At 74.8% G+C, this 12,811-nt stretch carries 11 protein-coding genes; 4 read left to right on the forward strand and 7 right to left on the reverse strand.

All coding sequences use genetic code 11. From position 1 onward, the window contains the following. Positions 1-9 precede the first annotated feature (9 nt). Positions 10-612: a hypothetical protein gene (locus ACN27A_RS19725; RefSeq protein WP_421455546.1), complete on the forward strand. Its 603-nt coding sequence runs from the start codon at positions 10-12 to the stop codon at positions 610-612. A gap of 4 nt (positions 613-616) precedes the next feature. Here ACN27A_RS19725 and ACN27A_RS19730 read toward each other — a convergent pair whose 3' ends face one another. Then, the gene (locus ACN27A_RS19730; protein ID WP_421458533.1) at positions 617-1,174 is read right to left on the reverse strand and encodes a hypothetical protein; all 558 of its coding nucleotides are present in this window, start codon (positions 1,172-1,174) and stop codon (positions 617-619) included. 195 nt (positions 1,175-1,369) lie between these two features. On the opposite strand from ACN27A_RS19730, the gene ACN27A_RS19735 reads away from it, so the two are divergent. Next, on the forward strand, positions 1,370-3,919 hold the full coding sequence (locus tag ACN27A_RS19735; RefSeq protein WP_421455549.1) for an FtsK/SpoIIIE domain-containing protein: 2,550 nt from the start codon (positions 1,370-1,372) through the stop codon (positions 3,917-3,919). Further along, on the forward strand, positions 3,916-4,680 hold the full coding sequence (locus ACN27A_RS19740) for a hypothetical protein (RefSeq protein WP_421455552.1): 765 nt from the start codon (positions 3,916-3,918) through the stop codon (positions 4,678-4,680). Before ACN27A_RS19735 ends, ACN27A_RS19740 begins: the two co-directional genes overlap by 4 nt. A gap of 183 nt (positions 4,681-4,863) precedes the next feature. Here the strand turns inward: ACN27A_RS19740 and folE are convergent, their stop codons facing one another. From folE to ACN27A_RS19760, 4 genes are all read right to left on the reverse strand, one after another. Next, positions 4,864-5,529 (reverse strand): GTP cyclohydrolase I FolE, encoded by a 666-nt coding sequence (folE, locus tag ACN27A_RS19745; RefSeq protein WP_121401600.1) that lies wholly within the window; start codon positions 5,527-5,529, stop codon positions 4,864-4,866. 38 nt (positions 5,530-5,567) lie between these two features. Continuing rightward, a complete protein-coding gene (gene ftsH, locus ACN27A_RS19750) occupies positions 5,568-7,592 on the reverse strand; it encodes an ATP-dependent zinc metalloprotease FtsH (RefSeq protein ID WP_421455555.1) in 2,025 nt (674 codons plus the stop codon). A 497-nt stretch (positions 7,593-8,089) separates the two neighbouring features. After that, positions 8,090-8,665, reverse strand: coding sequence for a hypoxanthine phosphoribosyltransferase (gene hpt / locus ACN27A_RS19755; RefSeq protein ID WP_421455558.1), 576 nt, complete (start codon positions 8,663-8,665; stop codon positions 8,090-8,092). Between the two features lie 102 nt (positions 8,666-8,767). Next, on the reverse strand, positions 8,768-8,905 hold the full coding sequence (locus tag ACN27A_RS19760) for a hypothetical protein (protein ID WP_421455561.1): 138 nt from the start codon (positions 8,903-8,905) through the stop codon (positions 8,768-8,770). Between the two features lie 150 nt (positions 8,906-9,055). Between ACN27A_RS19760 and ACN27A_RS19765 the strand changes: the two genes are divergently transcribed. Continuing rightward, positions 9,056-10,012, forward strand: a complete 957-nt coding sequence (locus ACN27A_RS19765; protein ID WP_421455564.1) for a GlxA family transcriptional regulator — start codon at positions 9,056-9,058, stop codon at positions 10,010-10,012. A 60-nt stretch (positions 10,013-10,072) separates the two neighbouring features. On the opposite strand, the gene ACN27A_RS19770 is transcribed toward ACN27A_RS19765, so the two are convergent. Then, the gene (locus ACN27A_RS19770) at positions 10,073-11,713 is read right to left on the reverse strand and encodes a gamma-glutamyltransferase family protein (RefSeq protein WP_421455566.1); all 1,641 of its coding nucleotides are present in this window, start codon (positions 11,711-11,713) and stop codon (positions 10,073-10,075) included. Between the two features lie 102 nt (positions 11,714-11,815). Then, positions 11,816-12,808: a tRNA lysidine(34) synthetase TilS gene (gene tilS, locus ACN27A_RS19775; protein ID WP_421455569.1), complete on the reverse strand. Its 993-nt coding sequence runs from the start codon at positions 12,806-12,808 to the stop codon at positions 11,816-11,818. Positions 12,809-12,811: the final 3 nt, after the last annotated feature.

The following is a 12,811-nucleotide window of genomic DNA, read 5'->3' on the forward strand; positions in this document are numbered from 1 at the left end:
CTCGCCGTCATGAGCGATCCGCTTCCCGACCCGTTCGCCGACCATCCGGACTGGGCGCCCCGGCCGCCCCGACCGATCGAGATCGTGCCGGCCACCGGGCGCGTCGAGCTCCGCGGTCAGCGCGTGCTGGTCGGCCTGCCCGGACTCGGCTGGCGCGGTGACCTCCGCGCCGACGACCGGGTGGTACAGGGCAGCCGAACCTACGTGCCGGTCATCCCCGAACACGAGTGGTACCGGGCGGAGTCCGACCAGGTGGAGGTCTTCGCGCCGCTGGTCCCGGTCGAGCGGGTGTGGGTGGAGACGGTGGGAGCCCGGCGAACGGACGCGTCGATGGATCGCGAGACGGGCGTCCGCCTGGTCTCGCTGGACGCCCCGCCGCACCGCGCCCCGACCCCGCTCTTCGAGTCGCACGCCGTCACGGGTCGCCGGGTGGTGCACGTCGTCGACTCCGTCGAGCACCGGGACCTGCGAGCCGTCACCGAGACCTACTCCGGCGCGGACGGCGACATCTGCGTCCGGGTTGCGCCGGAGGTGGAGTGGTACCGCTGGGCCTGGCGGGGCCAGTCTCCAACCACACTGGAGGTTCCTGTGCATCTGCTCTGGATCGAGTAGCGGGTCAGGGGACCCTAGATCCTGCGCAGACCCGCCAGTCGTCGTCCAATCGGGTGGTGAACTGCCACGCCTGTCGATCACTCTGGGAAATTCGGTCGACGCGGGCGGAAATGATGAGCTCGACCTGAACTTCGGCGCCGCTGCCCTGTTGTTGCACCTGCAGACTGCCCCAACTGATCGTGAAGGTGGTCGCGAAACGCTTCTCGCGCGCGACCAGATCGTCGCGTAACGCCTTCAGCTGGCCGGCCTTATCTGCGTTCTCGCAGGTGAAGAGGTTGGCGCGGGTGTCGTTGCGGTCCACGAGGAAGGCACGTAGGTAGTTGTCCACCACCACGTCGGGCGCGCTGCGGTCAGGGGCCGCAGCCCGGTTGTAGAGCACGAATCCGGCCGCCACTCCGCCGAGGCAGAGTGCCGCGACGACGCTCGCGACCACGGTGAACACGGTGCGCAGCCGCCGCCGTGGCCGCTCCGGTACCGGGGCCGGCGAGGGTGGCGGCAGGTGGTCGGAGGGGGGCCGTTGCGCCGGTACGCGGGAGACCTGGGAACCGGCGGGGGGCTGCACTGATTCCACCCTCTGAGGCTAGCGGCTGGACGCGGTAGACCCAATGCCCCAGATCCAGCGGATCGTGACGGACCACTCCCCATCGGTGAGATCCACGACATCCCCGGCGCAGTGCCGCCGCGCATCCCGGACGAGTCGGCCCGACTGGGTTACGGTCTCTGCGCGGGGAGGGGTTGTCGACCTCGGGCGGAGGGGGTGGACGCGGTGGCCGGTCCGAAGGCACGCACCAGCCGCGCCGCCGCACTGCACCGGCGGGCTGCTGCCACTGCCACCGCCGCCGCGAGCGTCCTCGACGACACCCGGCCCGCTCCCGCAGACCAGCGCCGCCAGTACGAACTGGCCGACCGCCTCCGTTCCGCGGCGGCGGTGCTGGCCCCCGGCTGGGCGGGCGCTCCCCTGGAGACGGTCGCACCGACCACACCGGCCGGTGAGGGGCCGCCTCCCTTCGTCCGGGTCGGTACGGCGGCGCCGCTGGACGACGCCCGGTTCCCCGCGCTGGTGCCGTTGCTCGGCACGGGTCACCTCTCGGTGGACGTGGACGCCCGGGATCCCCGGGTGGCGGGGCTGCTGCGAGGCGTACTGCTGCGGCTGTTGGCGGCGACCCCGGCCGGGGCGCTGCTGGTCCGCGCGGTGGACGCCACCGGCTCGGCCCTCGCGCCGTTCGCACCGCTCGCGGACGCGGGCCTGCTGCCGCCCCCGGCGGTGGACGTGGCCGGGCTGCGGGCCGTGCTCACCGAGGCCGAGCAGTGGGTGGCGCCGGGGGCGAGCGGACGACGCCGGCACGACCGGACGCTGCTGCTCATGGTCGCCGCGCTGCCCGAGTCGACCGGTCCCACCGACCTGGCCCGGATCGAGGCCCTGGCCGAGTCGGGCCGGTCCGCGGGGCTGCACCTCGTGGTGGCGGGCTGGCCCCCGGCGGGCGACCGGAAGCCGCTGCCACGGGCGACGACGTTGGCGGTCCGGACCGCGTACGCGCTGCTGGGTGACCCGCCGGGCGGGTCGTTCGCCGGCCCGGGCGCAGAGCCGCCGGGCGGGCTGAACGCGCCGGTCTTCATCGAGGCGGATCCGCCGGCCGAACTCGTCGACGCGGTCTGCCACCGGCTGGCTGCGCAGGTGGAGGCGGGTTCCCGGCTGGCGCTGACCGACCTGCTGCCGGCGGCCGACGAGGAGCTGTGGACGGCGAGCGGGGTGGGCGGGCTGACCACGACCGTCGGGGACGCCGGTGGCCGTCCCGTGTCGCTCGGTTTCACGGAGCTGACGCCGCACTGGCTGGTCAGCGGCCGCTCGGGGACGGGTCGCTCCACGTTCCTCACCACCGCGCTGCTCGGCCTGACCGCCAGGTACGGCCCCGACGAGCTGGCTCTCTACCTGGCGGATCTCGCCGACGCCGAGTCCTTCGTGGAGTTCCTTCAGACCGAGCGGGACCGGTCGTGGATCCCGCAGGTGCGGGCCGCCGCGATGGCCGCCGACCGGGAGTACGTGCTGAGCCTGCTCGACGAGCTCGTGGCGGAGGTGCGCCGGCGTGAGGAGGCGGGTGCCCGGGCCGGCGGGCAGCGCTTCGCCGAGCTGCGGCAGCACCGGACCATGCCCCGCATCGTGTGTGTGCTCGACAATCTCCCGTTGCTCTTCGCCGAGCGGGACCGGCTGGCCGCCGACGCCGCCGCCCGGCTGGACGCGCTGGCCCGCACCGGGCGCGCGTACGGGGTGCACCTGGTGCTGGCCGGCGAGGGCGACCTGGGGTTGGGCTCGCGTACGGACCGGGACTCGGTGCTGGGGCAGTTCCCGGTGCGGGTGGCGCTGCCCGGTGGGGGCGCCGTGCTGGAGCCGACGAACGACTCGGCCGCCGGGCTGCCGGTGGGCAGCGCGGTGGTGAACACCGCAGGCGGGCTCGGCGGGCCCCGGGGCGCGATCCGGGGGCACGAGCGGATGGTCCGGTTCCCGGATCCGCAGGACCACCCCGACACGGTGGAGGCGCTGCGGCACAAGCTCTGGTCGGCCCGCCCGGAGGGGTCCACCCCGCCGGTGGTCTTCGCCGGCTACGCCCGCCCGCTGCTGCGCAACGATCCCCGGCACCGGGCCGCGCTCGCCGGGCAGGCGCCCGGTCCCGCCGCCCTGCTGGGCCGGGCGGTGGACGTGCCCCGGAGCACCGTTGCGGTGTCGCTCGGGCCGGCCCCGGGGCGGAACCTGGCCGTGCTCGGTCCCGGGCCGGAGGCGGCCCGGCTGCTGGTCACCGCGGCGCGCAGCGTGGCGGTGCACCACGCGCCGGGGGCCGCCCGCTTCGTGCTCGCCGCGCCGGACGAGGAGTGCCGGCCGGTGGCCGAGGCGTTGGCGACCGAGCTGGCCGGGCGGCACCCGGTGGACATGGTGGACCTGGCCGGCCTGCTCGCCGCCGTGGACGACGCCGTGCCGGCCTACCTGGTGGTCTTCGGGCTGGACGTGCCGACCCCGGAGCAGCTGCCCCCGGAGCGGCTGCGCGCGCTGCTGCGGGAGGGGCCGCCCGCCGGCCGGCACCTGCTGGGCCGCTGGCGGACGGTGCCGTCGTTCGCGGCGCTGCTCGAACCCGAGGGCGAGGTGGACAAGCTCGCCGCCGTGGCCGTGGTGGACCTGCCGGGTGCGCAGCTGACGTCGGTCTTCGGGCGGCAGGTGCAGTGGCGGCCCCGCCCCGGCCGGGCGGTGCTCTGGGACGGTTCCGGCGAGCAGGGCACCGTGCTGGTGCCGTTCGGCGAGGAGGGGGAGCCCGGATGACCCGTGGCGGGGCACGGACCACGACGGGGCACGCCGCGTCGGCGCGGCAGCGTACCGGCGCCGACCCGACGCCGGAGGGCGCCGACACTGCCGGGCAGGCGGAGAGCGTCGGGGGCGGCGACCCGGTGCGGGCCGCGTGGACCGAGTACCTCGCCGCCGCCCGCCAGCTCGACGGGGTACGCCGCGACGCGGCCACCGCCGCCGGCGAGCAGGCCCGGTCGGTGCAGGCCGCCCGCGAGGAGCTGACCGCCGTACGCACCCGGCTGGCGTCGCAGGAGGCCCGGCTGCACGAGCGGGGCGTACCGCCGATCTCGCTGGTGCCGACGCCGCCGGAGCTGACCGAGGCGACCCGGGCGATGGCGGGCGGGCCGGCGGCGGTGCTGGCCGCTCTGCGCACCGCCCGGGGCCGGGCGGACGCCGCGGACGCGACGCTCGCCGCGCGTGGGCTGCCCCGCCTGGCCGCCTGGCCGCCGCACCTGCGGAACCTGCTGGTGTACGGGCCGCTGGCGCTGCTGGTGCCGGCGATCCAGCTGGTGTTGTTCGTGGCGACTGGCACCGGGGCGGCGAGCGTGGCCGCGCTGGTCTGCGGGCTGCCGATGCCGGCGGTGGCGTTCGTGGCGGGCTGGATCGGCGTCGGTCGGCTCTTTCCGCCGCCGCCGGACGGCCGGGTGGAGCGCACGGCCCGGCTCGGCGCCCTGGTGTGCCTGGTCCCGGCGGTGCTGGTCAGCGCGGGCCTGTTGCTCGCGATGCTGGCCGGCTGAGCGCGGCGCCCGCACCCCCGGGTCCGCACCTCACAGGCCCCCGCGTCACAGACCCGCGCCTCCCGGGCCCACGCCCCCACACCCGCGCCTCCCAGGGTCCCGCCTTCCAGACCCCACGTCGGCGGGCTGACGCGCGACGGCCGGCCGACCCGGGTGTGGGTTCGGCCGGCCGGTCTGTCGCGGTCAGCGGGGGATGATCAGCGCCATCGCCTCGGCGCGCGACTTGGCGTCGCGCTGGAGGGTGCCCCGTACGGCCGAGGTGATGGTCTTGGCACCCGACTTCTGGATGCCGCGCATCGCCATGCACATGTGCTCGCATTCGAGCACCACCACCACGCCGCGCGGCGCGAGCCGCTCCATCAGCAGGTCGGCGATCTGCGAGGTGAGCCGCTCCTGGACCTGCGGCCGGCGGGCGAAGACCTCGACCAGCCGGGCCAGCTTCGACAGGCCGGTGATCCGGCCGTCCGGCCCCGGGATGTAGCCGATGTGGGCGCTGCCCCGGAACGGCAGCAGGTGGTGCTCGCACAGGCTCATCACGTCGATGTCCCGGACGAGCACCAGCTCCTCGTGGTTGGCCTCGAAGGTGGTGCTGAGCACCTGGGCCGGGTCGACCCGGAGGCCGGCGAAGAGTTCGGCGTACGCCCGGGCGACCCGGGCCGGCGTCTGCTGGAGCCCGTCGCGGTCCGGGTCCTCCCCGACGGCGATGAGGATCTCGCGGACGGCCTTCTCGATCCGCCCGAGGTCCATCGTCTCCTCGACGGGCCGACCGGTGAGCTTGCCGCTGATCAGGCGCGCGGCGACGTAGTCGAGGGTGTCGTCGCCGTCCGGCTCGGTCGCGGAGACGGCCAGTTCCCGGTGCTCCCGGGAACTGGCCGTCGGGTCCGTGCTCAGTGCGTACCGTCCGAGTTGTTGGAGTTGTTCGAGGTGCCGCCGCCCACCGTCGCCTGGGCGCCGTCGGCCTGGGCCTGCACCTTGAGCGCGTCCTTCTCCGCCGGCGTGAGCACGGGCGGCTCGGTGGAGGGCTGGCGCTTGCCGAAGCCGTTGTAGGGCGCCATCGGCGGCCGCTTGGCCACCCGGGCGCAGATCCGGGCCATGTCGGCGGTGGAGAGGGTCTCCTTCTCCATCAGCTCCAGCACGATGTTGTCCAGGACGTCCCGGTATTCCACCAGGATCTCCCAGGCCTCGTCGTGGGCCAGCTCGATCAGCGCCCGCATCTCGCCGTCGATCTCGGCGGCGACGGCGTCGGAGTAGTCCCGCTCGTGGCCCATGTTGCGGCCGAGGAACGGCTCGTCGCCGCTGGTGCCGTACTTGATCGCGCCGAGCTTGGAGCTCATGCCGTACTGCGTGATCATCGCGCGGGCCAGCTGGGTGGCCTTCTCGATGTCGTTGCCGGCGCCGGTGGTCGGCTCGTGGAAGACCAGCTCCTCGGCGGCCCGGCCGCCCAGCGCGTACGCCAGGGTGTCGACCATCTCGGCGCGGGTCTGGGTGTACTTGTCCTCGGTGGGCAGGACCAGGGTGTGGCCCAGCGACCGACCGCGGGACAGGATCGTCACCTTGTGCACCGGCGCGGCGTGCGGCAGCGCCCAGGCGACCAGCGCGTGCCCACCCTCGTGGTACGCGGTGATCTTCTTCTCCTGGTCGCTCATCACCCGGGTCCGGCGCTGCGGACCGGCGATCACCCGGTCGATCGACTCCTCCAGGGAGTCGTTGCTGATCGCCCGCTGGTCCTTGCGGGCGGTGAGCAGCGCGGACTCGTTGATCACGTTGGCCAGATCGGCACCGCTGAAGCCCGGGGTGCGCCGGGCCACCGCGTCGAGGTCGACGTCGGGGGTGAACGGCTTGCCCTTGGCGTGCACCCGCAGGATCGCCTTGCGGCCCTCCATGTCGGGGGCGTCCACCGGGATCTGCCGGTCGAAGCGGCCTGGGCGCAGCAGCGCCGGGTCGAGGATGTCCGGCCGGTTGGTGGCGGCGATCAGGATGACCCCGCCCTTGGTGTCGAAGCCGTCCATCTCGACGAGCAGCTGGTTGAGGGTCTGCTCGCGCTCGTCGTGGCCGCCGCCCATGCCGGCGCCGCGGTGGCGGCCGACGGCGTCGATCTCGTCGACGAAGACGATGGCCGGGGCGTTCGCCTTGGCTTGCTCGAAGAGGTCGCGGACCCGGCTGGCGCCGACACCGACGAACATCTCCACGAAGTCCGAACCGGAGATCGAGTAGAAGGGCACCCCGGCCTCGCCGGCGACGGCGCGGGCCAGCAGCGTCTTACCGGTGCCGGGCGGGCCGAAGAGCAGGACGCCCTTCGGGATCTTGGCGCCCAGGGCCTGGTACTTCGCCGGGTTCTGCAGGAAGTCCTTGATCTCGTGCAGCTCCTCGACGGCCTCCTCGGCGCCGGCCACGTCCGCGAACGTGGTCTTCGGCGTGTCCTTGGTGATCATCTTCGCCTTGGACTTGCCGAAGTTGAGCACCCGGGAGCCGCCGCCCTGCATCTGCGACATGAAGAAGAGCAGCAGGAGCACCAGCAGGGCGATCGGGAGCAGGTTGACCAGCAGGCTCACCCAGATGCTGTCGGACGACACCTCGACGTTGGCCGGGCCGGTGACCCGGTTGTTCGCCTTGGCCTCGAGGACCTCGTTCCAGACCTCGTCGCCGACCTCGTAGGGGAACTGCGCCTCGATCCGGTCGGTGTCGGTGTCACCGAACTTGGCCTTGTCCTTCAGGTCGAGCCGGAGCGTCTGCTCCTTGTCCTGGAAGACGACCTTGTCGATGCCGCCCTTGTTGAGCTGGTCGAGCGCAATGGAAGTGTCCACCCGGTGGTAGCTGGGACCAGCGGTGAACAGTTGACTGAGCACAACGGCGCCGAGGATGACCAGGATGATCCAGACCACCGGTCGGCGGAAGAAACGCGTACGTTCCATGCTGTTGTCGAGCGCCGAGGCGCCCGCATCCTCCTGATCGACGTCCTGACCGTCTGATGGTGTCGCCGCCCTGTGGCGGCGGCCGTAGCCGCCGTGCGGGCCGGCTCGACCCCGAGGCACGAAAACTGCCGCGCCGCGGTCATTCGACGGTACACCGTGCACGCGAGGAGTGAGCTTGCGAGCCCCGCAGTCGCGCACAAAGGGAACAGCTGTGCGCGCACCGAGCGAGCTTGCGAACCCCGCGATCACGCACGATCCGATCATCGTGCGCGCGTGGAGCGCGCTTGCGAGCCCAACAATTACGCGTAGGGCGAACCGGGTCCAGCCGGCGTGACGGGAGCTCCGCGCCCGGCCTCCCGTCCGCCCGGTCCCGCGGTTCGAGGGGTCGGGCGTGGAGGGTGCCTCCACGCCACCGGCCTCTACCGTAGTCCGAATCGCTGAGAGCCCGCTGAACGTCCGCTCGACCGGTGCCGATGCGACCGGGGCCGGGGAGGGCCTCAGTTCCGGGCGTACACCTCGGGCTTGAGCACCCCGACGTAGGGCAGCTCGCGGTAGCGCTCGCCGAAGTCCAGGCCGTAGCCGACGACGAACTCGGTCGGGATGTCGAAGCCGACGTACTTCACCGGCACCGGCACCTTGACCGCGTCCGGCTTGCGGAACAGCGCGACCACCTCGACGCTCGCGGCCGAGCGGGACTCCAGGTAGCGCAGCAGCCAGGACAGGGTCAGGCCGGAGTCGACGATGTCCTCGACCACGACCACGTGCCGGCCGGCGATGTCCCGGTCCAGATCCTTGAGGATGCGGACCACGCCGGAGGAGGTGGTGCCCTGGCCGTAGGAGGAGACGGCCATGAACTCCAGCTCGGCGGGCGGCCCGCTGCGACCCAGCGCCCGGGCGAAGTCGGCCATGAACATCACCGCGCCCTTCAGGACGCAGACCAGCAGGAGCCCGTCATCGACGTCGGCGTAGTCCGCCGAGACCTGCTTGGCGAGTTCCGCGGTCTTCTCGCGGATCTGCGCCTCGGAGATGATCACGTGGTCGATGTCGGCGTCGTACCAGGAGCCGTCAGCCATGGCTCCTAGCCTGCCGTACGCCGGATGGCCTCCGTCGGCGGGGCCGCCCCTTCTGGGCGCGGTCCCACCCCGGATGAATCCTGACGAAGGCCGCGAACCACCTCAGCAGGCACGCGACCGCCAGCGGCGACCGTCGTCGGACGGCTTCCAGTCGGCCGAGTCCCGGCTGTCGGCGGTGAGGCCGGCGGCCGAGGCCACGGCGAGGAGGACGAAGAAGAAGAGGAAGAGCAGGATCTCCATGGCGGCGCTCGCTTTCGCATGGTTGCTGTCGTTTTCGCCGCCGATGCGCACCGGACTGGAACCAGTCTCCGCCGGCCACCACCACCCGGACAGTGGCAGGAATGCCACTCCCCCTCGATTTCCTGCCACCCGCGCGGTTACCCTCGTCACATGCTCAGATCGGTCGCCGTCCTCGCCCTGGACCAGGTCGCCACGTTCGAGCTCGGGGTCCTCGCCGAGGTCTTCGGGACCGACCGCACCGCCGACGGGTTCCCCGACCACCGCTTCCACGTGTGCAGCCCCGACGGGGCCCCGGTGCGCACCTCGTCGGGCTTCCACCTGACCCCGCACGCCGACCTCGGCCCGATGGAGGAGGCCGACCTGGTCGCCGTCCCGGCCCACCACGGCACCGTCGTGCCCGGCACGGTGCTCGCCGCGCTGCGCCGCGCCGCCGACCGGGGGGCGTACGTCTTCAGTGTCTGCTCCGGCGCGTTCGTGCTGGGCGAGGCCGGCCTGCTCGACGGCAGGGAGTGCACCACCCACTGGCGGTACGTCGACGAGCTGCAACGCCGCCACCCGACCGCCAGGGTCCGCTGCAACTCCCTCTATGTGCAGGACGGCCGGCTGCTCACCAGCGCCGGCACGGCCGCCGGCATCGACGCCTGCCTGCACCTGGTCCGCCAGGAGCACGGCTCGGCGACGGCCACCCGGCTGGCCCGCCGGATGGTGGTGCCCCCGCACCGCGACGGCGGGCAGGCGCAGTACATCGAGGCGCCCATCCCCGAGACCCCCGAGGCGCCGACGCTGGAGCCGGTGCTGGAATGGCTGATGGGGCACCTGGACCGCCCGGTCACCGTCGACGAGCTGGCCGCGCGGGCGGAGATGTCGCCGCGCACGTTCGCCCGGCGGTTCCGCGCCGAGACCGGCACCACGCCGCACGACTGGCTGACCAACCAGCGGGTGCTGCTGGCCCGGCGGCTGCTGGAGGAGACCGGGCTCAGCGTCGAGGCCGTCGCCGACCGGGCCGGCTTCGGCGACTCGGCGGCGCTGCGGCACCACTTCGCCCGCCGGGTCGGCGCCACCCCGCACACCTACCGGACCACGTTCCGCGGACGCGTGGAGGCCTGAGCCCCGCGACGTCGGACCGCGGCACCGGGACCGGGGCCGGCGGCGCGCCCGGGGCTCCGGTCACCAGCCGAGCATCCCCCCACCCACGCGGGGCTCCGAGCCGACCGCGTAGCCGCCGTCGGGCAGTCGCCAGATCGCCTGCCCGTGGCCGAAGACCCCCGGCTCCTCCGCGACGGCGATCTCGTGCCCCCGGGCCCGCAGCTCGTCGACCGCGGCCCGCCCCTCGGCGGTGGCGACCAGTTCCGACTCGACCAGCACCGACCGGCCGGCGTGCCAGTACCAGCGCGGGGCGTCCAGCGCAGCCTGCGGGTCGAGCCCGCCGTCCAGGGTCGCCGAGACCAGCTGCACGTGCCCCTGCGGCTGCATGTGCCCGCCCATCACCCCGAACGGGCCCACCGGCCGCCCGTCCCGGGTCAGGAAGCCGGGAATGATCGTGTGGTAGGGCCGCTTCGCCGGCCCCACCGCGTTGGGGTGGGCGGGGTCGAGGCGGAACCCGAGCCCCCGGTTCTGCAGGGCGAAGCCGTGCCCGGGCAGCACCACGCGGGAGCCGAACGCCAGGTAGGTCGACTGGATCAGGCTGACCATCATGCCGCCGGCGTCGGCGGTGCAGAGATAGACCGTGCCGCCGCGCTCCGGATCGCCGGCCGTCGGCTCCCCGGCCCGCTCGGTGATCAGCGCGCGGCGGGCCGCCGCGTACGCAGGCGAGAGCAGCGCCTCCGTCGGCACCGGCACCCGCTCCGGGTCGGCGACGTGGGCGTGCGCGTCGGCGAAGCCGAGCTTCATCGCCTCGATCTGCCGGTGCAGCCGCTCGGCGAGCGGCAGCCCGGCGAGGTCGGCCCCGTCGAGGATGTGCAGCGCCAGCAGCGCCGCCAGGCCCTGCCCGTTGGGCGGCAGCTCCCAGACCTCGTGGCCCCGGTAGCGGGCGGACACGGGGGTCACCCACGTCGAGGCGTGCCGGGCCAGGTCGTCGCCGGTGAGCAGGCCGCCGGTGCGGGCCGCGTGCGCGGCCAGCGCCTCCGCGATCCCGCCCCGGTAGAAGTCCTCCGCCCCGGTGTCGGCGATCAGCCGCAGGGTCCGCGCGGCGTCCGGGTTGCGCCAGCGCTCCCCGGCCCGGGGCGCCCGGCCGCCGGGCACGAACACGCGGTCGAACTCGACGAACTCCGCGCCGGTCGGGCCGGGCGCGGCCAGCGCGCGCGACCAGATCCTCGACACGCCGGGGGAGACCGGGTGGCCGTGCTCGGCGTAGCCGATCGCGTCGGCGAAGAGATCCGCGAAGGGCAGCGAGCCGAACCGGTCGTGCAGGTCGCGCCAGCCGGCCGGGGCGCCGGGGACGGTCACCGGCAGCCAGCCCCGGGCGGGCATCGCCGGCCCGACCCGCTGCGCGCCGCCGAGGGCGTCGACCGGGGCCGCGCCGCGCCCCCCGGTCGCGGCGAGCACCAGCTCGTGGGTCAGGGCCGCCGGGGACCGGCCGGAGGCGTTGAGGCCGTGCAGCCGCTCGCCGTCCCAGACGATCGCGAACAGGTCACCGCCGATGTCGTTGGACGGGGGCTGCACCACGGTCAGGGTGATCGCGGTGGCGAGGGCCGCGTCGACGGCGTTGCCGCCGCGTCGCAGCACGGCCAGGCCGGCCGCCGCGGCCAGCGGCTGGCTCGTCGCCACCGCGCCGTGCGGCGCGAAGAGCGGCTGTCGGGGGTACGCCATGCGCCATGTCTACCGCCTCCCGGCGGATCCCGCGGCCCCGGAACCGGGCCCCGGGCCGACGGACCGGCCCCGGCCGACGGGGTCACCGTCCGGCGGAGCGGATCAGCGGGGGCCGATGGCGGCGAGCCGGCCGTCGCGGCGCAGCACCCGCAGCCCGCCCGGCAGGTGCGCCGCCCCCTGCCCCCGCCAGCCGGTGACCAGCGTGTCCAGCGCGGTCACGTGCCGGTGCGACAGGGCGGCGGGCGGGGCACCCAACTCCCGCGCCCAGGCGTGCAGCACCCGGCCGCGTACCGCTGGCGGGAGCTCGGCCAGCGCCCGTACCGCGAGCCCGCCGTCGGGGTGGCGGACGTCGGCCAGCGCGGCGTCGGCCAACTCGTCGAGGACGGCGTTGTCCGCCGCCACCAGCCGGGCGGTCCGGGCCAGGTTGTCCAGCACCCCCGGCCCGAGCGCGCGGACCAGGGCGGGCAGCAGGTCGGCCCGGACCCGGACCCGGGCGTACGACGGGTCGGCGTTGTGCGGGTCCTCCCAGGGGTCCAGCCCGAGCACCGCGCACGCCGTGCGGGTCTGCTCCCGGCCGACCTCCAGCAGCGGGCGCAGCAGCGGCACCCCGTCGAGGTCCCGCCGGGCGGGCATCCCGGCCAGCCCGCGCGGGCCGGCGCCCCGGGCGAGCGCGAGCAGCACGGTCTCCGCCTGATCGTCGCGGGTGTGCCCGGTGAGCAGGGCCGTCGCCCCGAGCCGGCCGGCCACCTCGGCGAGCGCCAGGTAGCGCGCCTCGCGGGCGGCCGCCTCGGGCCCGCCCGGTCGGCCGGCCACCTCCACCCGCACCGACTCGACCGGGGCCAGGCCGACCTCGCGGGCCCAGGTCACCACCGCCGCGGCCCGTTGCGCCGAGCCCTCCTGGAGGCCGTGGTCGACCGTCACCAGGCCGGCGGCGCGACCCAGCCGGGGTGCCACGAACGCGGTGGCGGCAGCCAGCGCGAGCGAGTCCGCGCCGCCCGAGCAGGCGACCAGCACCGGCCCCCCGGGCGGCAGGGCGGCCAGCGCCCGGCGGACCGCGACCCGGATCGCGGCCACCGGCGGGGCGAGCGCGGCCACGGG

This window comes from Micromonospora sp. WMMD737, assembly GCF_049179055.1.
In the GTDB taxonomy this organism is placed as follows: domain Bacteria; phylum Actinomycetota; class Actinomycetes; order Mycobacteriales; family Micromonosporaceae; genus Micromonospora; species Micromonospora reichwaldensis.